Source organism: Pseudidiomarina taiwanensis (assembly GCF_003987435.1).
Taxonomy (GTDB): Bacteria; Pseudomonadota; Gammaproteobacteria; order Enterobacterales; family Alteromonadaceae; genus Pseudidiomarina; species Pseudidiomarina taiwanensis.
Map to the genome: position 1 here is coordinate 16558 of NZ_PIQG01000005.1, position 21770 is coordinate 38327.

21 protein-coding genes are annotated in these 21770 nt (G+C 50.0%); 7 read left to right on the plus strand and 14 right to left on the minus strand.

From position 1 onward, the window contains the following. Nucleotides 1–35: 35 nt before the first annotated feature. From gluQRS to sfsA, 3 genes are all read right to left on the minus strand, one after another. Nucleotides 36–893, minus strand: coding sequence for a tRNA glutamyl-Q(34) synthetase GluQRS (gene gluQRS, locus CWI83_RS09320; protein ID WP_126828381.1), 858 nt, complete (start codon nt 891–893; stop codon nt 36–38). 1 nt (nt 894) lies between these two features. Further along, nucleotides 895–1347, minus strand: coding sequence for an RNA polymerase-binding protein DksA (dksA, locus tag CWI83_RS09325; RefSeq protein ID WP_126828383.1), 453 nt, complete (start codon nt 1345–1347; stop codon nt 895–897). A gap of 88 nt (nt 1348–1435) precedes the next feature. Next, complete coding sequence (sfsA, locus tag CWI83_RS09330; protein WP_126828385.1) at nt 1436–2125, minus strand: DNA/RNA nuclease SfsA; 690 nt, start codon at nt 2123–2125, stop codon at nt 1436–1438. Between the two features lie 67 nt (nt 2126–2192). On the opposite strand from sfsA, the gene pepB reads away from it, so the two are divergent. The 3 genes from pepB to mrcB are packed head-to-tail and all read left to right on the plus strand — an operon-like array spanning nt 2193 to nt 6018. After that, complete coding sequence (pepB, locus tag CWI83_RS09335) at nt 2193–3491, plus strand: aminopeptidase PepB (protein WP_126828387.1); 1299 nt, start codon at nt 2193–2195, stop codon at nt 3489–3491. Then, nucleotides 3479–3742 (plus strand): LysR substrate-binding domain-containing protein, encoded by a 264-nt coding sequence (locus CWI83_RS09340; protein ID WP_126828389.1) that lies wholly within the window; start codon nt 3479–3481, stop codon nt 3740–3742. The genes pepB and CWI83_RS09340 overlap by 13 nt, the downstream gene beginning before the upstream one ends. 5 nt (nt 3743–3747) lie before the next feature. Continuing rightward, complete coding sequence (gene mrcB, locus CWI83_RS09345; protein ID WP_126828391.1) at nt 3748–6018, plus strand: penicillin-binding protein 1B; 2271 nt, start codon at nt 3748–3750, stop codon at nt 6016–6018. 4 nt (nt 6019–6022) lie between these two features. Here the strand turns inward: mrcB and hemL are convergent, their stop codons facing one another. The 3 genes from hemL to hemJ all read right to left on the minus strand — a co-directional run bounded on the left by hemL (nt 6023) and on the right by hemJ (nt 8848). Beyond that, entirely contained in the window at nt 6023–7315 is a 1293-nt protein-coding gene (hemL, locus tag CWI83_RS09350) for a glutamate-1-semialdehyde 2,1-aminomutase (RefSeq protein ID WP_126828392.1), read from the minus strand. A gap of 21 nt (nt 7316–7336) precedes the next feature. Further along, nucleotides 7337–8350: an aspartate carbamoyltransferase gene (locus CWI83_RS09355; RefSeq protein WP_126828394.1), complete on the minus strand. Its 1014-nt coding sequence runs from the start codon at nt 8348–8350 to the stop codon at nt 7337–7339. 69 nt (nt 8351–8419) lie between these two features. Further along, nucleotides 8420–8848, minus strand: coding sequence for a protoporphyrinogen oxidase HemJ (gene hemJ / locus CWI83_RS09360; protein WP_126828396.1), 429 nt, complete (start codon nt 8846–8848; stop codon nt 8420–8422). Nucleotides 8849–8902: 54 nt separating this feature from the next. Here hemJ and CWI83_RS09365 point away from each other — a divergent pair, with 54 nt between their 5' ends. The 3 genes from CWI83_RS09365 to pepQ are packed head-to-tail and all read left to right on the plus strand — an operon-like array spanning nt 8903 to nt 11358. Next, nucleotides 8903–9622 carry a DUF6776 family protein gene (locus CWI83_RS09365; protein ID WP_126828397.1) on the plus strand — a complete coding sequence of 240 codons (720 nt, stop codon included), beginning with the start codon at nt 8903–8905 and terminating at the stop codon, nt 9620–9622. A gap of 58 nt (nt 9623–9680) precedes the next feature. Next, the gene (gene erpA, locus CWI83_RS09370) at nt 9681–10028 is read left to right on the plus strand and encodes an iron-sulfur cluster insertion protein ErpA (protein WP_126828399.1); all 348 of its coding nucleotides are present in this window, start codon (nt 9681–9683) and stop codon (nt 10026–10028) included. 16 nt (nt 10029–10044) lie between these two features. Beyond that, nucleotides 10045–11358: a Xaa-Pro dipeptidase gene (gene pepQ, locus CWI83_RS09375; RefSeq protein ID WP_126828401.1), complete on the plus strand. Its 1314-nt coding sequence runs from the start codon at nt 10045–10047 to the stop codon at nt 11356–11358. Here the strand turns inward: pepQ and CWI83_RS09380 are convergent. Further along, on the minus strand, nt 11350–12471 hold the full coding sequence (locus CWI83_RS09380) for an anhydro-N-acetylmuramic acid kinase (protein ID WP_126828403.1): 1122 nt from the start codon (nt 12469–12471) through the stop codon (nt 11350–11352). The genes pepQ and CWI83_RS09380 overlap by 9 nt on opposite strands. Then, nucleotides 12471–13811 (minus strand): peptidoglycan DD-metalloendopeptidase family protein, encoded by a 1341-nt coding sequence (locus tag CWI83_RS09385; RefSeq protein ID WP_198677284.1) that lies wholly within the window; start codon nt 13809–13811, stop codon nt 12471–12473. Before CWI83_RS09385 ends, CWI83_RS09380 begins: the two co-directional genes overlap by 1 nt. A 133-nt stretch (nt 13812–13944) precedes the next feature. On the opposite strand from CWI83_RS09385, the gene tyrS reads away from it, so the two are divergent. Continuing rightward, nucleotides 13945–15147 carry a tyrosine--tRNA ligase gene (gene tyrS, locus CWI83_RS09390; protein ID WP_126828407.1) on the plus strand — a complete coding sequence of 401 codons (1203 nt, stop codon included), beginning with the start codon at nt 13945–13947 and terminating at the stop codon, nt 15145–15147. Here tyrS and CWI83_RS09395 read toward each other — a convergent pair. The 6 genes from CWI83_RS09395 to CWI83_RS09420 are packed head-to-tail and all read right to left on the minus strand — an operon-like array spanning nt 15134 to nt 21706. Further along, complete coding sequence (locus CWI83_RS09395) at nt 15134–15964, minus strand: symmetrical bis(5'-nucleosyl)-tetraphosphatase (RefSeq protein WP_126828409.1); 831 nt, start codon at nt 15962–15964, stop codon at nt 15134–15136. The two genes, tyrS and CWI83_RS09395, sit on opposite strands and share 14 nt — an antisense overlap. Before the next feature lie 16 nt (nt 15965–15980). Further along, entirely contained in the window at nt 15981–16349 is a 369-nt protein-coding gene (apaG, locus tag CWI83_RS09400) for a Co2+/Mg2+ efflux protein ApaG (RefSeq protein WP_126828411.1), read from the minus strand. After that, a complete protein-coding gene (gene rsmA / locus CWI83_RS09405) occupies nt 16342–17145 on the minus strand; it encodes a 16S rRNA (adenine(1518)-N(6)/adenine(1519)-N(6))-dimethyltransferase RsmA (protein WP_126828413.1) in 804 nt (267 codons plus the stop codon). Before rsmA ends, apaG begins: the two co-directional genes overlap by 8 nt. Next, a complete protein-coding gene (pdxA, locus tag CWI83_RS09410) occupies nt 17142–18119 on the minus strand; it encodes a 4-hydroxythreonine-4-phosphate dehydrogenase PdxA (protein WP_126828415.1) in 978 nt (325 codons plus the stop codon). Before pdxA ends, rsmA begins: the two co-directional genes overlap by 4 nt. After that, complete coding sequence (gene surA, locus CWI83_RS09415; protein ID WP_126828417.1) at nt 18119–19402, minus strand: peptidylprolyl isomerase SurA; 1284 nt, start codon at nt 19400–19402, stop codon at nt 18119–18121. Before surA ends, pdxA begins: the two co-directional genes overlap by 1 nt. A gap of 9 nt (nt 19403–19411) precedes the next feature. Continuing rightward, nucleotides 19412–21706, minus strand: a complete 2295-nt coding sequence (locus CWI83_RS09420) for an LPS-assembly protein LptD (protein WP_126828419.1) — start codon at nt 21704–21706, stop codon at nt 19412–19414. Nucleotides 21707–21770: the final 64 nt, after the last annotated feature.

The following is a 21770-nucleotide window of genomic DNA, read 5'->3' on the forward strand; positions in this document are numbered from 1 at the left end:
TTTCTCCAAGTTAAACTGCTGCTATTGTAGCCTGACTAAGAGGTATTAGAAAGATACTTTAAACGCCAGGCATCAATTGCCAGAGCCAAGGTGGCTGGGACTGATTGCTGCGCACTAAATGTGAGCCCAAGAAACTGACAGGCATCGTGTAATTGCGGCAGTACATGCTCTGCTTGTAGCGCTGGCGCATGATTTTGCTTACTCAATTTCTGTCCGCGTTCATCAAGTGCCAGCGGGATATGGGCAAAACGCGGAGGGGTGTGCCCGAGTAAACCATAGAGCTGCAATTGCCAACTGGTCGGTTCAAGTAAGTCAGCACCTCGAACTACATCAGTGATACCTTGTTGAATATCATCGACAACAACACTGAGCTGATATGTGAACAAGCCATCGCGGCGACGCAGCACGAAGTCTTCACGCGCACTTTCAGGAGCAATATCAACCCGGCCCAAAATTCGGTCATTAAAATGATAGATGGGGGCACGGTTACATAGCCTTATGGCATGACCGCTGCTGGGGCTTTGATCGAGTTGCCGCTGGCGGCAGTGCCCATCATAGTGTGGACCACGCGCTTTAATTTGGCGTCGGGTGCAGTCGCAGGCATAGGTATGCTGGTGCTGTTGGAGCTCGGTGAGGGCCTGTTGATACGCAGCTTTATGCTCAGTTTGGATACGAATGTCACCGTCCCAGCATAATCCGTGCTGTTGCAGTTGCGCTAAGATAAGGTCTTGGGCGCCGGGTTGACTGCGCGGCTCGTCAATGTCATCGATCCTTACTAGCCACTGACCGTGGTGTGCTTTAGCATCGAGATAGCTCGCGAGCGCTGCAACGAGCGAACCAAAATGGAGAGGCCCCGACGGAGTCGGGGCAAATCGACCAACATAGGCTGCCATCTTAGGCGCCGTTGATTTGCTTCTCTTTTATCTCTGCTAGAGTTTTACAGTCAACGCAGAGATCTGCGGTTGGCCGCGCCTCGAGGCGACGGATACCGATTTCGATGCCACAGGTATCGCAGAAGCCAAAATCATCAGCCTCAATTTTCTGTAGCGTCTTCTCAATTTTCTTGATCAGCTTACGCTCACGGTCACGCGTCCGTAATTCCAGACTAAACTCTTCTTCTTGCGCGGCACGGTCAACTGGATCAGGAAAATTTGCTGCTTCGTCTTTCATGTGATGAACAGTACGATCAACTTCTTCCCTGAGCTGATTGCGCCACGCTTCAAGAATCTTCTTAAAGTGAGCGCGTTGGTTCTCATTCATATACTCTTCGCCGGCTTTCTCTTGATACGGCTCGAGACCGGCAAGTGCCAGAATGCCATGGGTCTTCTTCGGCGTTCCTTGAGGCATTTTGGTTCTCCTTAATGAGACATGATTAAAAAAGGGGGCTACATATACCAGAATCAGAAAAACTGCGCAATTTTTAATTCATCAATTTTTATTTTAGTTTAACTAATTCACCAGCTGTGATGCCCTGTGAGTCAATACGACAAGGTAAAAAGTAAAACTGAACCCCGGCCATTTCTGCTTGCCCCGCTAATTGAGCGTATTTAGGGTCGATTTGTGCAGCTGCCTGCACTCGTTTAATACCCGTATGGAAGCCGCAATAGATCACCCAGGCTTGCTGCGCATCGCGCACTTGCTCGATCAACGCTTGGAGATGCTGTTGGGCTCGGACGCTCTGAGTATCGGGAAATAACCCAAGATCGCTTTGCGGCTCTTTTAAGGTCACGCTTTTGACTTCGATAAAAACGCGCTGCCCAGACGCCGTGCTCGCCAGCCAGTCAATACGCTTATTATCGGCATAACGCTGTTCAGCTTGTAACTCTGTTAATATCGATTGCTGCGCTAAACACTCTCCGACAACCTGGTTAGCGCGTTGCGTGTTGACGCAGATGTAATCTCCGTCAGCCGTTTGGGCAAGCTCCCAAGTGTAGCGATACTTGCGCTTAGGATTCGCAGCTTCACTCAGCCAGACGGTCATTCCAGGCTCGGCACAGCCCGTCATTGCCCCTGTGTTGGGGCAATGGACAGTGATTTGCTCGCCATCAGGGAATTGCACGTCAGCGAGAAAGCGTTTGTAACGTCGGATCAATGTTGCACAGCGCAACGGGTTGATAAACTTCATTGTCAGCCTTATCTCTAACAGCTAGTATTCAATCACTAACCCGCCAACATACTGGGAGTTGTTTAGCATGTCTAGCAGTTACACGGTTCAGCTTACTGAGTCAAAAGGGTCATCCGCCTGGAAGCCAAGCGCTATCTTAAACACCGCGGATAACGGTGCAACCATTACAACTGGTGCAAACGAAGCGGAAAACTTACGGCAAATTCAAAAGGCCGGCCGCCAATTAGATAACCTTGGTTTAAAGCAGGTCGACTTGCTTGGTGAAAATTGGTCTTTGGAACGCCAGTGGGCTTTTCATAAAGGTTTTATGGATACGCGCAGTACCAATCAAGTGAATTGGGCTAATCATGACGCTGAGGCCTTAGCACGATTACAACAGTTGGCCGATGTCAGCAATTGGACCCGCGAATTGATTAATTTGCCGCCCAATGCAATTTACCCAGAATCGCTGGCGCAGCGGGTGATCGAAAAGCTGTCTGCGGTTGCCGGCGATGCCATCAATGCCACGATCATCAAAGGTGATGAGCTGCTTGAGCAGGGTTGGATTGGGATTCACAGCGTTGGTCGAGCCAGCCAAAAAGATCCGGTCATGTTGGTCTTGGACTACAATCCGTCAGGTGATGCCTCTGCGCCAACTGCTGCAGCCTTGGTGGGGAAAGGAATTACCTTCGATAGCGGTGGTTACAGCATCAAATCAAGCGAAGGCATGCTTGCAATGAAGTGTGATATGGGCGGAGCTGCGACTGTTGCCGGAGCAATGGCATTAGCGATTCAAGCTGGCTTGCAAAAACGCGTACAACTGATTTTATGTTGTGCAGAGAATTTAATTGATGGCTCTGCTTACAAACTCGGCGATATTTTGACCTATAAAAATGGTCTCACGGTTGAAATCGTGAATACCGATGCAGAGGGGCGTTTGGTGCTGGCGGATGGGTTACTCAAAGCTGGCGAGATCGGTGCTGAATTAATCATCGATGCAGCAACTCTCACAGGCGCTGCGCAGGTCGCCGTAGGGAACGAATATAATGCACTGTTTTCGGTTGATGATGAGTTAGCGACGCAAAGCTTACAGTTTGCAGCCGAGCATAACGAGCTGTTGTGGCGCTTACCGTTGCAAAACTGGCATAAAAAGAATTGTCCATCAGCGTTTGCGGATACCGCCAATAGTCGACCGCAAAAAGGTGGTGGGGCAGGTGGCGCAAGCAACGCTGCCGGCTTCTTGCTAAATTTTGCGCCGCGCGATGGTCAAGGTTGGTTGCATTTTGATATTGCCGCAGCCTATCACAATCAAGCCAATGCAATGTATGCAGCGGGGGCGACAGCACATGGTATTCGTACTATCGCCCAACACTTATTGACTATTTAGTCGCGGTAAATAATAGCGGCTACGGCTTGGTGGACGCAGCGCTAAAAGGTTTAGGGCTGGTCCAGTTACCCGACTATTATGTCCAGCAGCATCTCGCGCGAGGTGAGTTGGTAAGCCTGCTGGAAGCCTGGCAAACGAGCCCTGATGGCGTTTGGGCGGTGTACCCAACTCGGCGTCAATTTTCACCCAAGCTGAATGCTTTGGTTGAGTACCTTGAGCAACATTTGCGTCAGCAACAGGAGACCGCATAGTCATCATGTCAAACCGATTGAAGCAAGCGCTCCGCTATAGTTTTGTGACCCTCGTGAAAGTCGGCCTAGCCGCTGTAGTGGTGTTGACCTTCTATTTAATTTATCTCGATAGCGCCTTGACCAGCCGCTTTCAAATTGACCGTTCGGCGGCGCCGGCACTGGTGTATGGTCGGAGTTTAACGCTGCAACCGGGGCAAACTATTTCAGTGCGGGAACTCTGTCGGGAACTCGAACTGTTACGCTACCAAGCGGTCTCTGCGGTAAAAGATAGCGGACAATATCGCTGTGACAAGCAGACGGTTGAATTGTATCGGCGCCCCTTTGATTTTGCTGACGGCCCAGAAATGGCGCAACGTGTTGTGATTGAATTTAGCGCCGATATGGTGTCAGTGATTAACAGTTTACCAGACCAGCGCCCGCTTAATCGCTTACGCTTAGAGCCCCCATTAATTGGCCGACTCTCGGCACAAAACAACCAAGATCGTCTGCTGGTGGGACTCGAGTTGGTGCCAAACTTATTGATTGAGACACTGTTATTAGTCGAGGACCGTGAGTTTTATCATCATGCTGGTATCTCACTGACTTCGATTGCCCGAGCCGCACTTGCGAATCTTGCAGCAATGCGCACTGTACAAGGGGGCAGCACATTAACCCAGCAGCTGGTGAAAAACCTTTACCTGACCCGCGAGCGGTCGCTATGGCGCAAAGCGAATGAAGCATTAATGGCCTTAGTTCTTGATTTTCGCTTCAGTAAAAATGAGATACTCGAGGCGTATCTTAACGAAGTTTATTTTGGTCAAGATCGGGGGCATGCTATTCATGGTGTGGGTCTTGCCAGCCGTTTTTATTTTGGCAAGCAAGTCCAAGAATTGCACTCCGATGAGATTGCCTTGCTGGTCGCGCTCATTAAAGGCCCGAGCTATTATGATCCGCGCCGTTATCCTGAGCGGGCGTTGGAGCGTCGTGATTTGATTCTGCAACTGATGGTGGCTCAGGGTCTAATTAGCCAAACGCAGTATGTCAACGCAGTGAATCAAAGCTTAGCGATCAATCGTGACCAACGTCTCATAAGTGAACAAATTCCTCATTATTTAGAGCTCGTTAAGGCCGAGCTGCAACAGCGCACCTTAGGCTTTGCGCGAGGTCATAACGGTTTGCGTGTGTTTACTTACTTCGACCCATGGCAACAACAGGCTGCCGAGCAAGCATTACAGCAGCAATTACCGCAAGTAAGCCAAGATCCGGAGCTGCAAGGAGCCGTTGTGGTGAGTGATTATCGCCAGGCTAAGCTGGTTGCGGTTGTTGGCGACCGCGAGCGGAATCGCCAAGGTTTTAATCGTGCCGTTGCTGCCTTGCGCCCGATTGGCTCACTGATCAAGCCGGTCATTTATGGGGTGGCGATGGACGAACTCGGGCTCGAGCTACAATCTATCCTAGATGATAGCCCGCTCACCGTGCCATTACCTGAGCAACAGGGCAGTTGGCAGCCGGAAAACTTCGATGGTCAGTATCGAGGCTCGTTATTGCTTTATCACGCACTGGTACAGTCGCGCAATATCCCCGCAGTGCGGGTTGGCCTTGCGGTCGGAATTGATGAGCTTATCGCAGCGCTACAGCGAGCAGGCGTGAACTCTCCATTGGAAGCCTATCCTGCACTCACTTTAGGGGCAGTTTCACTCGCTCCTATCACAGTGAATGAGCTGTATAGCAGTATCGCCAACCAAGGTCGCCATCGTCCTTTACAAACCATCGCAAGTATTACTGACCACGATGGCCTCACGGTTTATGAGCGCCAACTCGGCAGCGGCGAAAAACTCTTTAGTCCGGCAGCTGCAAGCTTGATCGATTTTGGTTTACGCGGGGTGGTGAATGAAGGCACCGGTAAAGTTCTCGCGCAAGCATTTGGGAGTAACCTGATTGCGGGTAAGAGCGGGACCAGCAATGATTTTCGCGACAGTTGGTTTAGTGCTTATGATGGTCGCTACGCGATCACCGTGTGGCTGGGTCGTGACGATAATCAACCCATTTTCTTAAGTGGTTCGGGTGGCGCTTTGGCGGTTGTCCGAGCTTGGTTTAAAGCGGTTGGCGTTGATTCGCAGCAGATGCCTGCTCGCGCTGATCTAGCAATCCAGACGTTTCATCCGCTGCGCGGGGTGCGTATTCCAGCCGCATGCTCGAATGGAGTGCGACTCCTCGCTCCGCCACGCCCTCTACCTGAGCGCCAGAACTGTGCTGGCGAGCAGGATGAGGAACCATGGTGGAAACGAATTTTTTAAGCGGTTAGCCGAGCTTTGCCAACTGCGCAAAAGCAACTTCAGCAGCGGCTAAGGTTGCATCAATATCCGCGTCGGTGTGGGCGCCAGACATAAAGCCCGCTTCAAAAGCGGAAGGTGCTAAATACACCCCTTGATCCAGCATACTGTGATAGAAGGCTTTAAAGTGCTCCATGTTGCATTCGGTCGCCTGTTGGTAAGTGGTCACTTTCTCTGCAGTGGTAAAGAAGAAACCAAACATAGAACCCGCGCGGTTGGTGGTTAGCGGAATTCCCGCTGCGTCTGCTCGGGCTTGTAAGCCGTCGAGTAGCTTCTCAACTCGCGCAAAAATGCGCGGATATAACTCCGGATCGCTAAGCTCGGTCAGCGCCGCATAACCAGCGGCCATGGCTACCGGGTTACCAGAAAGCGTTCCGGCTTGATAGACCGGCCCAACTGGCGCGATGTAATCCATGATTTCTTTTTTACCGCCAAAGGCACCCACGGGCATACCGCCACCAATAACTTTTCCTAAGGTGGTTAAATCAGGGGTTACGCCGTAATGCTCTTGGGCTCCGCCACGTGAGACTCGGAAGCCGGTCATGACTTCGTCAAAAATCAACACGCTACCGTACTCATCACAGACGTCTCGTAGTCCTTCTAAAAAGCCTGGAACAGGTGGGATACAGTTCATATTACCGGCAACAGGTTCCACAATAATCGCCGCGATTTCATCACCGAGTTCGGCGAAGATCGAACGAACTGAGTCAATATCGTTATAAGTCACCGTTAGCGTGTGTTTGGCGAAGTCTTCAGGAATTCCCGGCGAGTTCGGGACGCCAAGAGTCAACAGCCCCGAGCCTGCTTTGACTAATAAAGAATCAGCGTGGCCGTGGTAGTTCCCCTCAAACTTCAAGATTTTGTCACGCCCAGTGTAACCGCGGGCTAGTCGAATTGCGGTCATGGTGGCTTCGGTTCCCGAGTTAACCATTCGGACTTTTTCAATCGACGGGACGATATCTTTAATTTTTTCCGCCATCGTGACTTCCATCGCGGTCGGGGTTCCAAAGCTTAGACCTCGGTCTACCGCTTGGTGAGTTGCTTTCGCAATAGCGGGGTGGTTATGCCCCAAAATCATAGGCCCCCATGAACCGATGTAGTCGATATAACGCTTGCCATCAGCATCGAACATGTAGGCACCATCGGCGCTCTCGATGAAAATTGGCGAGCCACCCACACCGTTGAATGCTCGTACTGGCGAGTTAACACCGCCGGGAATTGACAATTGAGCTTGGGCAAATAAATCTTCAGAACGAGACATCGTGTTCCTCTTTTGGTCGAGTTAAGGCGTGGTTTTGTGGCTGACCCAAGTCACTTCAGCTTCGTGTTTCTCGACTTGGTCGGCAACGCCTAGAGTAAGCGCAAACAGCGCCATACGAATTAATACACCGTTATCTGCTTGACGGAATATGGCCAAATTTGGATTTTGGTTCAGGTCATTATCCAACTCATTGGCTTCGGCTCGCGAGTCACGCGGGAGCGGATGCATGATGACGGTATTGGGTTTGAAATGCTTGGTGTAAATCTCACTATTGAGGCGGAATTTGCCACGATAAAGATCCGCTTCTTGAGCGTCGCTAAAACGCTCTTGCTGAATACGTGTCTGATACACAATATCCGCATCAACTTGGGCCGAAAATTGATCCGTTAGGGTGACTTGGTGACCGGCATTGGTCAGCACATCTAACACGCTATCTGGCATGGCTAGCTCGCGCGGGGCAATCAAGGTAAAGCGTATCCCTGGGAACAGTGCGAGCAACTTCGAAAGCGAGTGCACGGTACGGCCGAATTTTAAATCGCCCATCATACAAATGTGCATGCCGGCAATGGACTGGCCATGATGAGCCAGCTCTTTTTGAATGGTATATAAGTCGAGTAAGGCTTGGGTTGGGTGCTCGTTGGCACCATCACCGCCATTGATAACAGGGACTCGACTGCCTTCAGCGAATTCAGCTACCGAGCCTGCTCGCGGGTGGCGCATGGCGATGACATCACTGTAACTGCTTAGCACGCGTGCCGTATCGAATAGCGACTCACCCTTCGCCAGTGCTGAACTCTCCATTCCAGTAGTTTCGCGAACATGCCCGCCGAGCAAGTTGAAGGCGGTACCAAAGCTAACACGAGTACGGGTCGAAGGTTCAAAGAACAAATTACCAAGAATGGCACCATCGAGGACCCGTGTACGCTTATGCCGGTGGGCATATGGCATCATACGATCGGCCACCCGAAAAATATGGTGAATACTGTCGCGATCGAATTGCGCGACCGAAAGAATGTTTGAACCGGTAAAGTCCATTAACGTCAGCCTTACAGTGAGATGCACTGAGGGCTAATTCTAGCAGGTTTTAATGAGCGGTTGAATGGCTCAAAAAGGTTTTAATATGGCCAAAATAACGATCGCGAATAATGCCAGTACAGGGACCTCATTGAACACGCGATAAAACTTGTGACTGCGCCGGTTACGGTCGTGTTTAAAGTCAGCCAAGAGTTTAAAGCAATAGCCATGATACCCGTACAGTAGGGCGACTAACACCAGCTTGACATGCATCCAACCGCTAAATTTGAACCAGGCACTGCCATATTCATAAATTAATAGGAGGCCGAATACGAGGGTTAAAATCGCAAAGGGAGTCACGAAGTAGAGTAAGCGTCGTTCCATAATTTTGAGCTGATCATGAACAATCGGCTCGTTACTTTGAGCATGATAGACAAACAAGCGAGGCAAATAAAAAATCCCGGCGAACCAAGACACCATGAAAATGATATGTAAGGCTTTGTACCATAGAATTGCCATCGCGACGTTTTCCCTTTAAGTTAGCGTCTCAAGTTTAAGGCATGCGGGAACTGAATGAAAGATAAAGGCAAAGCGTTGCAGGTGATTGATTATGTCCGCCTAAACCGGCAGGTGACCGTATTGGTCATCATTGTAGCGGTGATACTCGGTGCGGGGTGTGGTTATCTGTTGGGCCACTGGCATAGTTTTGTCCAGCAACAAAGGATTGCCGCGCTCGAAGCGCAAGTCGAGCAGTTGTATCAACGGGCAGAAACATTTGATTATCAGCAGCACATCGCTCAGGTCGAACTTGGGATCGAGAAAGCTGCGACGGAGAGTTTGCAGAGCGAACTTTTGAGTGTGCAGGATGAGAATTTTGCGTTGCGTCGGGAGATTGCCTTCTATCAAAAAATTATGGCCCCTGAGTTAGAAGCCGGCGGGGTAAGTATTGACTCACTCGAATTGCAGCCACACCCGCGGCCGGGGCACTTTCATTTCCGCCTCGCAATTGTACAGCTCGAGCGAGACCGAGCGCTAACCAAAGGCCGAGTCAGTATGCGGCTTTATGGTCGAGTTGGCGAGCAAGGCCAGCATTATGACTTGCATGAATTGGCGAATATCAGTGCTGAAGATGCGGCGTTTAGTATGCGCTACTTTACCGTGCAGGCGGGTGACTTTATTCTCCCAGATGGGTTTATTCCTGAGCGGATTGATGTCGCAATTGAGGTTTCTGGCCGCAACCAAGAGAACCTCGCGCGAAGCTTCTACTGGGCGCAATTGGTGGACAATACTTGACCCTTTTAGTCAGGTAAGAGAAAATATCTACCTTATCACTAGGAGGTACGGTGACATCATGACAGCAGTTGAACAAGCGATGCCGATCCAATTTACGGAAGCTGCGGCGAATAAAGTGAAGACGCTTATTGCCGATGAGGAAAATCCGAATTTAAAGCTCCGTGTTTATGTCACAGGTGGCGGTTGTTCAGGTTTCCAATATGGCTTCACTTTTGACGAAAAAGTGAACGCAGGCGATATGGAAATTGAACGCAATGGCGTTACTTTGGTGGTCGATCCGATGAGTTTACAATACCTTGTCGGTGGCACGGTCAATTATGAAGAAGGCCTGCAAGGCGCCCGCTTTTTTGTCGATAATCCGAATGCTACGACCACCTGTGGTTGTGGTGCAAGCTTCTCAATCTAATCCCAAAAGGTGTTTTATGACTTTGTATGCGGACCATATTGCAACGGTTCGGGCGCGCTTTGATCAAGCGTTAGCTGCCACTGGCTATGACTCGGTGTTGATTTACTCTGGTCAGCCACGGGTTGCGTTTCTCGACGATAATCCAGCGCCATACAAGGTTAATCCGCTGTTTAAATATTGGCTACCGGTCACGCAAAGCCCCAAAAGTGCAGTATTTTACAAAGCTGGGCAGAAGCCAGTGGTCTATCTGCATAAGCCACGAGATTTCTGGCATGCCGATATCCATGTCGAACTCGAGCCATGGCAGCAATACGTTGATTTACGGATCGTTGCTGATGTTGCAGATATCGCCCGTGACTTGGGTGCGGAGCTTCAGCAAGCCGCATTTATTGGCGAGCATTTTGCCGAACCTGTCGCGCAATGGCCGGTTGCAGCGCACAATCCAGAAGCACTGATTCATCATCTGCATTTTCACCGAGCGAAAAAGACAGCGTGGGAAATTGACAATATGCGCGCAGCGAACTTGCGCGCAGCAACAGCACATAATGCGGCACGTGATGCATTCTTTGCGGGGGCGTCTGAGCTGGAAATTCATCATGCTTATCTGGCGGCCATTGACTGCCGCGAGCAAGAGCTACCTTACAACAGCATTGTGGCGCTAAACGAGCATGGCGCAGCACTGCACTATGATGTGCTTGCGACGCAGCGGCCTGAGTCATCGCGCTCGTTTTTGATTGATGCAGGCGCGCTCTATAATGGCTATTGCGCGGACATTACCCGTACCTATGCTCGTTCAAGTGATACGCTGTATGCTGAGTTAGTACAACGCGTCGATCAAGCGCAACAGGAACTGATTGCGAAGATTCAAGTGGGAATGAATTATCGCCAACTGCATGTTGAGCAACATCTCATGCTGGCGCAAATCCTTGCCGATTTGAATGTTGTCAAAGGCACCCCAGAATCGATTTATGAGCAAGGTTACTCAAGTGCGTTCTTCCCGCATGGACTAGGTCATTTCATTGGCTTGCAAGTGCATGATGTAGGCGGCTTCTTGCGTAATGAGCAAGGTGACCATTTTGATCGTGATACGCGTCATCCATTCCTACGATTATTGCGCGATATCGAAGCAAACCAAGTGTTTACTATCGAGCCAGGTCTTTACATTATCGATCAGTTGCTTGAGCCATTCGCGGACAACGCAGATTTTAATTGGCAGGTTATCGACGAGTTACGTCCATATGGTGGCGTCCGCATCGAGGATAGTATCGTCGTTAAAGCTGAGGGCCCACACGAAAACCTCAGCCGCAACGCATTTGCTCAATTAGGGTAAATAAACGCCACCAAGTATTGCTGCGCGCTGCGCTCCAGTCACCGCAGCAATACTGCCATTTGCTTTAGCGAGGCGTTGTTTCGCCAGCCAAGCAAAAGCAATCGCTTCAAGTTGTTCTGCGGCAAATCCAAATTGCTCGATAGGTACCAAGTTAATCGGCTTTAGCTGGCGCGCTAAACACTCGAGTAAAAACGTATTAAATCGCCCTCCACCTGCGACAATAACCTCAGCGACCGCGTTCGGTAGGTGGGTGTGAATGGCGCCAGTGATAGAGGTGCAGGTGAGCTCGACCAGTGTTCGTTGTACATCGGTAGCTTCAAGACCATTTGCATACTGCTCTAACCAGCCCAGATGAAAGTCCTCACGGCCAGTACTTTTAGGTGGTTTGAGACTAAAAAACGGATGCTTGAGGAGCGCGCTCAGTAGCGCTTCATTGACTCGCCCGCGGCGAGCAAAAGCACCGTCTTTATCATATTTTTGCGGGGCATTGGGATTGTGCCGTAAGAACCACTGATCCAATAAAGTGTTCGCAGGCCCGGTATCAAACCCTAGAATTTCGTTCGAGCCGGCTGGCAGCCAGGTGACATTGGCGATACCGCCAAGATTCAGAATCAGTCGATGCTTTTGCGGGTGGCGAAGGATTTCGCTATGGAATGCCGGAACCAAGGGAGCTCCTTGCCCGCCGAGTGCGACGTCCTTGCGCCGAAAGTCGGCCACAACAGCAATGTTGGTCAGTGCCGCCAACCGGTTAGGGTCGCCAAGTTGCAGGGTATATGCAGGCTTTGCATTCGGAAAATGAGCGATCGTTTGGCCATGACTGCCAATTGCGGCAATTTGCTCTGGTTCAAGTTCACACACGTCGAGCAATTGAGTCACAGCCTGTGCAGCCCATTCAGCCCAAAGTTGATCAAGTCGGGCATAGTCGTCCAAGCTGGCATTGCGGTGTTGGCTAATCAGCTGCTGCAGTTGCTGTTGTTGCTCAGGTTCGAATGGTTGTTGAAAATGGCCTAATACACGCAGTTGTTGATCATCTGCAAACTCAACCGCCACCGCATCGATACCATCAACGCTAGTTCCCGACATCAGGCCAAGGTAAATTTGCGGATCAGGCATTAGCGCAAGGCAATAAGGATACGACGGTTATCGTTGAGAATTGCTAAGCGCTGTTCAGCCAGCCGGGTAAAGCGAGGTAACTCGCTTTGTGCAAGCGATTCAGCTTGAGGCAATTCCACGGTACGTGGATTACGGTGCACGCCATCCACTAAAAATTCGTAATGAAGGTGTGCTCCGGTCACTCGTCCAGTGGCACCAACACGGCCGATCGTTTGTCCCTGCTTAACACGGTCGCCTGTGCGAACATGGCGTTTACTCAAATGGAGATATTTGGTCACGTACCGTTCACCATGTTGGATGAAGACATAATGACCATTGAGATTATTGTAGGCGCTGGCAATCACTTTACCGTCGCCCGATGACATGACTGGAGTGCCAACACTGGCAACATAGTCGATGCCATTGTGCGGGCGAACACGTCCGGTCACAGGGTGCAATCGACGCGGGTTAAAGTTCGAACTGATATAGGTAAAGTTAACCGGTGAACGCAAGAATGACTTGCGCATCGCACGACCTTCAGCGGTGTAGTACTCGCCATTATCATGCAGAATTGCTTGGTATGCGTTACCACGATTAATAAATTCTGCCGCAAGAATACGGCCGTAGCCAATAAACTCGCCATCGACGTAATTTTTTTCAAACAGCACACTAAATTCATCGCCTTCACGAATGTCGAGGGCAAAGTCAATGTCCCAGCCAAACATGTCGGCAATGCTCATGATTTGATTTTCGGCAAGTCCAGCACTAATCGCCGCATTCCAGAAGCTACTGGTGATCTCAGCGTGGGCAAAGCTTTCGCGGGTCTCAACCGCTTTTTGCTCGATTTCGCTGACATAGCCTGTTGCTGTTTTCGAGATAATTAAGGTATCGGTTGCATTGAGACTATAAGCAAGCTGAAGCAGGTCACCTTCGCTGTTGCGGGCAAAGCGTAACGTATCGCCCGGGTGAATTTTCCGCAGCAACTGATCACCCTGCTTATCGCGGGTCACTTGATAGAGTTGTTGTGGGGTAAGCCCCATGCGATCAAAAATTAGCGCTAGGCTATCTCCGCTTTTGACTTCATAGCCACTCCAACGGATGTCATCTAACGGAGCTTGTTCGCTGATGTCTTCAGTTTGACTGATATTTAGCGGCAATTGATAGCGTTGACCGAGAATCAGTTCTTGCGCATCAAGTTTGGGTTTTTGTGCATTTTGGGAAGCACTTGCTGGCTCTGATGGGAGTAGCGTCACCAGTAGCGTTAGCGCGCACACCGAGGACAGCAAAACCTGATGGCGTCGCGGCAAGTTTTGAAAAGCTCGAGCAAGCGCTCGAGAGATTCGAATTGGAATGTACTTCATAGGCATCCGTAGTTGCGCACAAAATCTTATGATTATCTCAGCAGAATAATACGAACTGTGCTGATTTTCCAGTCGCTTTACCCTACAATGACGGGTTTGTAGACGAATTTATCATTGCCGGAGAGTTGCCAGAATGAATCAAGCTGTTGCTGAAGCCCTTGCTGAAATAGAGCGTGGTACAGAAGAAATTTTGCTAACCGATGAGTTACGCGAAAAATTAGCAACTGGGAAGCCCCTAACGATTAAAGCGGGGTTTGATCCAACAGCGCCTGATCTCCACTTAGGCCATACAGTCCTCATTAATAAAATGAAGGTTTTTCAAGACCTTGGTCATAAAGTTGTGTTCTTAATTGGGGACTTCACCGGAATGATTGGAGACCCAACTGGGAAAAACGTGACACGTAAGCCGCTCACCCCAGAAGAAGTTCTCGCTAACGCGCAAACGTATAAAGAGCAAGTCTTTAAGATTTTGGATCCGGCTAAAACTGAAATTCGCTTTAACTCTGAATGGATGAGTAAAGTCGGTGCGGACGGCATGATCAAGCTTGCGGCGCGGCAAACTGTCGCACGGATGCTGGAGCGAGATGATTTCAAAAAGCGCTACAGCAGCGGGCAGCCGATTGCGATTCATGAATTTTTGTACCCATTAGTCCAAGGTTGGGATTCAGTCGCATTGCAAGCGGACGTCGAGCTAGGCGGAACTGACCAAAGATTCAACCTGCTGATGGGTCGAGAACTGCAAAAAGAAGAAGGGCAACGCCCACAGACTGTGGTGATGATGCCCTTATTAGAAGGTCTGGATGGCGTTCAAAAAATGTCGAAGTCACTGGGGAATTATATCGGTATTACCGATACCCCCAATGATATGTTTGGCAAAGTTATGTCAATTTCAGATGAGTTGATGTGGCGTTACTATGAGCTTCTGAGTTTCCGTCCGCTCGCTGAAGTCGATGAATTTAAACAAGCGATTAGTGATGGTGCAAATCCGCGCGATTATAAAATCCTGCTTGCCAAAGAGTTAATTGCGCGTTTCCATGATGACGCATCGGCTGATGCGGCTGAACAAGACTTTATTCAACGCTTCAGTAAAAACGCAATTCCAGATGAAATGCCGGAACTGGAGCTAGATGCTGCAGGGGCTCCGATGTTGATTGCGAATCTTTTAAAAGCGGCCAACTTAGTCGCATCGACCTCTGATGCGATGCGGATGATCAAGCAAGGTGCGGTCAAAATTGATGGTGAGAAAGTGACTGACACCAAACTGGAAATTGCGCCATCGACCACCGCAGTATATCAAGTCGGTAAGCGTAAATTCGCGCGCGTTAGTTTGCTCTAACGATTGCTTCAGCTTGGTAGCGCTGGCCATCTGGCCAGCGCATAAAAGTGAGCTGTTGCCCCCAAACGCAACCAGTATCAAGCCCAATCACGTCATCTCGTAGTGTCTCTCCGTGCAATGCAGCCCAATGGCCAAACACTAACGTTTGTTCCGTAACCGGCCAGAGTTCAAACCAAGGTACAAGCTGCTGAGGCCGATGACGGCTAGGCGGTGGACCTTTAAAACTGAAATTTAGCGCACCGTCCGCCTCAACATAACGCATACGAGTGAAGGCATTAATAATAAAACGGGTTCGCTCAACTCCAGTTAAGTCATCATCCCATCTGTTCGGCGTATTGCCATACATCTTCTCAAACAGTTCGGTTAGCTCGGCGTGGTCGGCTTGCTGCAACTGGTTTTCGACTTCTTGCGCTAAGGCTTGGGCTTTTGCTATCGACCACCATGGATAAATTCCTGCATGGCTGATAACCAAATTTTGATGCTGGCGCATCAGTGGTTGTTGGCGGAGCCAATCGAGCCACTCCAATTGCTCGGTTTTAGGGAGATCCAAAATGGCCTGTAAGCGGTCACTTGGATGGGCGCTGCGAACGCCTAATATAACCGCGAGTAAATTTAAATCATGGTTCCCGAGCACGACCTTGGCCGCATTGCCTAAGTCGCGAATAACCTGCAAACACTCAAGGGAGGCAGGGCCTCGGGCGACGAGGTCACCGACACACCATAAGCTGTCGAGTTTAGGATTGAAGTTGACTTGCGCGAGCAACTGTTTCAGCTCGGTGGCACAACCCTGTAAATCTCCAACGATATAGTGCGCCATGCTAAATCGCCTCGGGTTAGTGAACGATATTTGGCAGTGCGAGGAGAAAAGATGGGATCGGCACGTCAAACTCCTCCCCATCGGCACCCACAAAAGTATAGTGCCCTTGCATTGTGCCAACAGGGGTGGTGATTACGGTTCCTGAGGTGTAACTGTAATCTGCGTCTGGCTCAATTTTGGGTTGTTGCCCGACCACGCCATCGCCCGCTACTTTCGTGACTTTTTGCTCTGCATCGGTGATTTCCCAAGCGCGGCGCAACAATTGCACCGGCTCATTGCTATGATTAGCAATGGTAATGGTATAAGCAAAAACAAACTGATTCTGCTCAGGCACTGACTGGGCCTCGAGATACTCAGTAACAACTGCTATTTGAATATCATGCATAATTTTCAGTGTACCAATTTGCGAGTTTGCAAAAAGCTTCAACTTCGAGGGTTTCGGGTCGCGCTGTTGGGTCGATACCGAGCGCCTCGAGTTGTTGCTCAGAAATAATGTCCTTTAAATTATTGCGGAGTGTCTTGCGGCGTTGCTGAAAGGCCAATTGTGTCACTTTCTTCAGATGCTCGCGGCTGGCAACTGGGTAGGGTGGTTCAGCATAGGGAACCAAGCGCACGACCGCAGACTCAACTTTGGGCGGTGGTGTAAAGGCTCCAGCCGGAACGCGTAATACCGGCTCAACACGACAACACTGCTGTACACTGACACTCACTCGACCATAGGCTTTGCTATTAGGTTCAGCCGCTAGCCGATCGACCACTTCCTTTTGCAACATAAAATGCATGTCCGCAATCACTTCAATATGGTCGAGCAAATGGAAAATCAAGGGGGTCGAAATGTTGTAAGGAAGGTTACCAAAGACCCGCAACTTTTCATCTGCTTGCTGAAACTGGCGGAAATCAGTCTTCAAGGCATCACCCCGATAAACGGTCAGTTTTGGGGCAAGGAATGGATGATGTTCAAGTCGATCAGCAAGATCACGGTCGAGTTCGACCACGGTTAAATGATCGATTTGCTCAGCGACGGGTTCGGTCAGCGCGGCAAGTCCTGGACCGATTTCGATAAGATTTTGTCCCTCCATGGGGCCAATCGCTGCGACAATATCATCGATGACTTGCTCATCATGTAAGAAATTTTGGCCGAAGCGTTTGCGCGCACGGTGACCTAAATGTGTTTTGTTCATACTTGGCTCATTTCTATAGCGGTTTGCAGTGCGAGTTTGGCACTGCCTACATGGATTTCCGCAGTGCCCGCCCGATCAAGGGCAGTCCCGTGATCAACTGACGTACGAATAAAAGGAAGGCCGAGGGTGATGTTTATGGCATCTCCAAAGCCTTTGTACTTGAGCACGGGTAATCCTTGATCATGATACATTGCAATGACGCAATCCGCTTGGCGCAGGTAATCTGGCTGAAAAATCGTATCCGCGGGCCAGGGTCCAGTCACCGCAATGCCTGCTCGCTGGGCTTGCTCGATAGCAGGGGTGATTACCTCCAGTTCTTCGCGTCCTAGGTGTCCTTGCTCACCCGCATGCGGATTTAGCCCAGTGACCAGAATGCGCGGTTGCTGCAGTCCAAAGCGTTGTTGTAGTTCGCTAGCGACGATGTCGATAGTTTCGGTTACCGCTGCTGGCGTAATGGCATCTGCAACGTCTCGAAGAGGTAAGTGAGTAGTCACTAATGCAACGCGCAATCCGGTCGTCGCCAGCATCATCACAACGCGCGGAGTTTTGCTGATGTGCGCAAAAAACTCGGTGTGTCCGCTAAATGTGATGCCTGCTTCGTTAATGACCCCTTTGTGAACAGGCCCCGTGACGATAGCGGAGAATTCACCACTCAAAGCGCCTTGCGCCGCCCGTTCTAAACTGGCAACAACGGCGCGACTATTAAGGCTATCAAGCCGACCTGGGTGCACCGGTGTGGCGCTCGGGCAATCAATCACAGTGAGGTGTTGTGCTTGATGTGGCACAGCCGCTTGGCTGGGGTCATAAGCACTGATGGTTAACGGCAACCCGAGTTGGGTTGCGCGTTCTAGTAAGACATTTCGATCGGCTAAACCGATTAATTGAACGGGCCAATCTTGCTGCGCAAGCTTGACCAGTAGATCAGGACCAATACCTGCTGGCTCCCCAGCAGTGAATGCGATCCGTGCGACCATTAGTCGACCCGTTCAATGTAAGCTTGGTCACGGATTTCTTGTTGCCAATTTTCTAATTCTTCTTGGTATTTACGGCTGTAAATCAGCTGATAAGCACGATTTTGATTGCTGCGCTCGGTTGCATCTTGAGTACGACGCTCTTGTACCTCAAGAATATGCCAACCAAACTCAGAGCGGAATGGCATGCTGATTTCACCAATGTCAGAACGGGCAATGGCTTGCTGGAATGCTTCGGCATAGACGTTGGGTTCTGACCAACCGAGTTCACCACCTTGACCTGCAGAGCCGGGATCCGCTGAATATTCAAGGGCAGCCTCTTTGAAGCTAATTTCACCATTCAAGATCTGGGTTCTAATCTCAGTCAGCATCTCTTTGGCGCGATTGTCAGACAAGATAATCGATGGCGTGATCAGAATATGGCGCACTTTAACTTCTTCGATTTCAACAGTTTCAATACCGCGCACATCGGAGACTTTTAAGATGTGAAAGCCAATCCCACTTTTAATTGGACCAATCAGTTCACCTTTGCGCTTATCGCGCACTGCTTCAGCGAATAGAGTGGGCATCGCGTTAATATTCATCCAGCCCAAATCACCCCCCTCCAGCGCCCGAGAACCAGATGAAGAGGTCAGGGCCGTCTCAGCAAAGTCGGCGCCATCGCGAAGACGTGTCAGAACTTCTTCCGCTAAGCGGCGCGAGCGCTGAACTTGCTCGGGGTTATTACTATCAGTGATGCCAATTAGAATCTGACTGAGGCGATACTCAACTTCATTCTGGGTCATTTCGGCCATCATTTCAGTGAGATTCGAAATCTCTTGCGGCGAGATGTAAACACGACGTCGCACAGCATTACGCTGAACTTCACCGGTGACCATTTCACGGCGCACGCTCTCGAGATACGTTTCCCAGTCCATTCCGCTATTGAGAATCGTTTGTCGGAAGGCTTCTAGCCCCATACCTTCTTCAGCAGCAATACTTTCGATGGTCATTTGTAATTGGGCATCACTCACCTCGATCCCCATACGTTGGGCCATTTGCAACTGCAACTCACGCAGGACCAGACGGTCAATCGCTTGTTCACGCAATACTTCATCGTCAGGTAGTCGCAAGCCCTGGGTCTGGGCATTGAGTTTTACTTGCCGAATCATTTGTTCAATTTCACTATCGAGGACAACGCCATCATTGACGACCACCGCGACTTTATCGAGGACTTCTTGGGCGCTTGCGACGAAACTGGTGAAACTGACACTTATCGCACAAACTATTGCTAAAACTTGTCTCATGAAAACTACCTAATTACTCAAATGAAAAGGGTGTCGATAACCGAATAAACTTTGCTCGAGTAAGTCGATCAAGCTGCGATTATCACTACCCAAACCTTTTATCATTAATTGCACACTAAATCCGTTATCAAACTCGGGGGTTCCGAGCAACGGAGTGTTTTGCTGTAACTCTAGATTTCGATTAATCCGCCGATAGAAGCCAAACCTCAAAGCCCAGCAGCAGTCACTATACTGCAGGGCCAAGAGCGCATCATTGGTGCGGCGGTTTTCGATATCATAGTACCAGTTCCCCGCTAATTGCCATTGCGGGGTAAGCTCCGCGATAGCCTGCATCCCGATCTGTTCGATATCATCATCAAGTAAATTAATCGCGTTACGATGACTAATTTGGAACAGGTTGTTTGGATCTTTTCGATACTCTAACGCGGTCTGACTCTTTTGAGTTCGATTGAGTTCCATATCGTATTGAAGATCACTGGCAAAAGACCAGTTATCGCTCAGCTGAAAGCGCACCTCAGCGGCCAAGTCAGAGTTATTATTTAGAATCGCGCTGCTACTATCGAACAGTTGGGTTCGACTCTCTTTGAAGTAATGAATTTGCGCAATACTGAAGCGCGCAACCTCACGCGCTTGCGCAGTTGCAAAGCTGGTGGTTGCCCCAATCGTGACCTGATTAGCGTCAGCGATACGGTCAAGCCCTGAGAAACGCCGCTCGCGGAATAGTCCACGGTAGTCATCTTGCATCAAGGTTGAATCATAAATCCCGATCCCACTTTGGTCGCGATAAGGGCGGTATAAATACTGAATCTGTGGTTGCAGGGTTTGCAAGTACGTGCGCTCACCCCAAGTAAACTGTCGTTCGAGGTTTAAGCGTCCACGCCAGCGGAAGCTCGGTAGCGCTCGGTCGGGGTCCTCACTACGGCCATCGAGAAGGTTGGCATCTTGTTGGTAGCGAGTATACGAGTAGCTAAGGTTTGCTTCCCAATCATAAGCAGGGCGCTCAACCTGATAGCTCAGCTCAGGCTCAAGATGAAATCGCGTTACGGTATCGCTACTGAGTTCTTGATTTTGAAAGCGGGTGAGCTCGGTGTAAACACGATAATCAAGCCCGAGCTCGCCCGTACCTTGGTAGGTAAGGTTCAACTGCGGTAATGTCCGATAGGCAGCCCGATAGCTCCCGAGTAACTCAAAATCCTCAATGCGCAGCATCGCGCTTAACGCATCAGCGTGATAATCAAGTTGCGCATGGCGATATAATTGAGCGTCCGCACGGCCGGCAAAGTCACTGCCAAAATCATTGATATAATCATCATCACTGATCACCAACGCGTTAATATAGCTGCGCCAATTCGGCGACCATTGTTGCTGTTGCTCGAGTCGCCAAAAGAATCGCGATTGCTCACTCTCTAGGCTGGCATCATCGTTGAGATAACCAAAATTCACTTGGCCATTTCCAGCTTCGCTTAAATAGCGATACTCGGCTTGCAGCATGGTGCCCCGCTTCGCCATGTAACGAGGCGTGATAGTTGCATCCATATTGTTGGCAAGGTTCAGGTAGTAGGGTAGCTCAAGCTCAAAACCATGGCGCTGAGAGGAACGTACGGTCGGGAATAAAAATCCAGATTTACGCTCATCACTGACTGGAAAATTCAAGTAAGGCAGGTATAAAACGGGAACTCCAAACAGTTCAATTTTGGCATGACGTGCTTCGCCAAAAGCCTCATCTTCATTGATGGTGATTTGTTCCGCACTCATCCGCCATGCTGGGTTCTCGGTCGGGCAGGTGGTAAAGGTGGCCCCTTCTAAGCGCACTTGCGCCTCGGAGAGTGACAAGATGTCCGCTTCACCGCGGGCACCATTGGTTCGCATCTGATAAGTTGCGCCACTCAGATACGCGCGGTTTTCCCCTGAGTTGAGGCGAAAGTTTTCACTGGCGACCTCAACATAACCATCGGTAAAAAGAGTTTCACCACTGGCATTGATATTGCCGCTGAGTTGATTGACCTGGGCCTGTTCCGTAAACAGTGTTTGTTGACCAAACTGGACCTCAACATCGCCAAAGAACGAGGCAATCTGGGTTTCAGAGTCGATATCAGCGCGGCTCGAACGCACCCCAATTGCGCCCTCTTGAAGGTTGGCTATAGGCTCTAGTGGACGTTGGATCAAAGCTTGTGGGATCGGACATAGGCCAGTTGCAATAGGCTCTTCCGCTGCCCCGGCAGAATTCGCCATAACTGGGCTAGTAAGCGGGCTGACAAGCGCCACAACTGCTAACCAAGCATGTTTTCTGCCTGTTTTGACCATCTCGTTTGGATTCCAATTTTAATCTGTCTCGTGTGCAAGGTATGATAAAGCAATTTTGCTTGAC

Bases quoted from the DNA above. Each gene is read 5' to 3' on its own strand.
- gluQRS (WP_126828381.1), bottom strand. From the start codon at position 893: ATGGCAGCCTATGTTGGTCGATTTGCCCCGACTCCGTCGGGGCCTCTC.
- dksA (WP_126828383.1), bottom strand. From the start codon at position 1,347: ATGCCTCAAGGAACGCCGAAGAAGACCCATGGCATTCTGGCACTTGCC.
- sfsA (WP_126828385.1), bottom strand. From the start codon at position 2,125: ATGAAGTTTATCAACCCGTTGCGCTGTGCAACATTGATCCGACGTTAC.
- pepB (WP_126828387.1), top strand. From the start codon at position 2,193: ATGTCTAGCAGTTACACGGTTCAGCTTACTGAGTCAAAAGGGTCATCC.
- mrcB (WP_126828391.1), top strand. From the start codon at position 3,748: ATGTCAAACCGATTGAAGCAAGCGCTCCGCTATAGTTTTGTGACCCTC.
- hemL (WP_126828392.1), bottom strand. From the start codon at position 7,315: ATGTCTCGTTCTGAAGATTTATTTGCCCAAGCTCAATTGTCAATTCCC.
- CWI83_RS09355 (WP_126828394.1), bottom strand. From the start codon at position 8,350: ATGGACTTTACCGGTTCAAACATTCTTTCGGTCGCGCAATTCGATCGC.
- hemJ (WP_126828396.1), bottom strand. From the start codon at position 8,848: ATGGCAATTCTATGGTACAAAGCCTTACATATCATTTTCATGGTGTCT.
- CWI83_RS09365 (WP_126828397.1), top strand. From the start codon at position 8,903: ATGAAAGATAAAGGCAAAGCGTTGCAGGTGATTGATTATGTCCGCCTA.
- erpA (WP_126828399.1), top strand. From the start codon at position 9,681: ATGACAGCAGTTGAACAAGCGATGCCGATCCAATTTACGGAAGCTGCG.
- pepQ (WP_126828401.1), top strand. From the start codon at position 10,045: ATGACTTTGTATGCGGACCATATTGCAACGGTTCGGGCGCGCTTTGAT.
- CWI83_RS09380 (WP_126828403.1), bottom strand. From the start codon at position 12,471: ATGCCTGATCCGCAAATTTACCTTGGCCTGATGTCGGGAACTAGCGTT.
- CWI83_RS09385 (WP_198677284.1), bottom strand. From the start codon at position 13,811: ATGAAGTACATTCCAATTCGAATCTCTCGAGCGCTTGCTCGAGCTTTT.
- tyrS (WP_126828407.1), top strand. From the start codon at position 13,945: ATGAATCAAGCTGTTGCTGAAGCCCTTGCTGAAATAGAGCGTGGTACA.
- CWI83_RS09395 (WP_126828409.1), bottom strand. From the start codon at position 15,964: ATGGCGCACTATATCGTTGGAGATTTACAGGGTTGTGCCACCGAGCTG.
- apaG (WP_126828411.1), bottom strand. From the start codon at position 16,349: ATGCATGATATTCAAATAGCAGTTGTTACTGAGTATCTCGAGGCCCAG.
- rsmA (WP_126828413.1), bottom strand. From the start codon at position 17,145: ATGAACAAAACACATTTAGGTCACCGTGCGCGCAAACGCTTCGGCCAA.
- pdxA (WP_126828415.1), bottom strand. From the start codon at position 18,119: ATGGTCGCACGGATCGCATTCACTGCTGGGGAGCCAGCAGGTATTGGT.
- surA (WP_126828417.1), bottom strand. From the start codon at position 19,402: ATGAGACAAGTTTTAGCAATAGTTTGTGCGATAAGTGTCAGTTTCACC.
- CWI83_RS09420 (WP_126828419.1), bottom strand. From the start codon at position 21,706: ATGGTCAAAACAGGCAGAAAACATGCTTGGTTAGCAGTTGTGGCGCTT.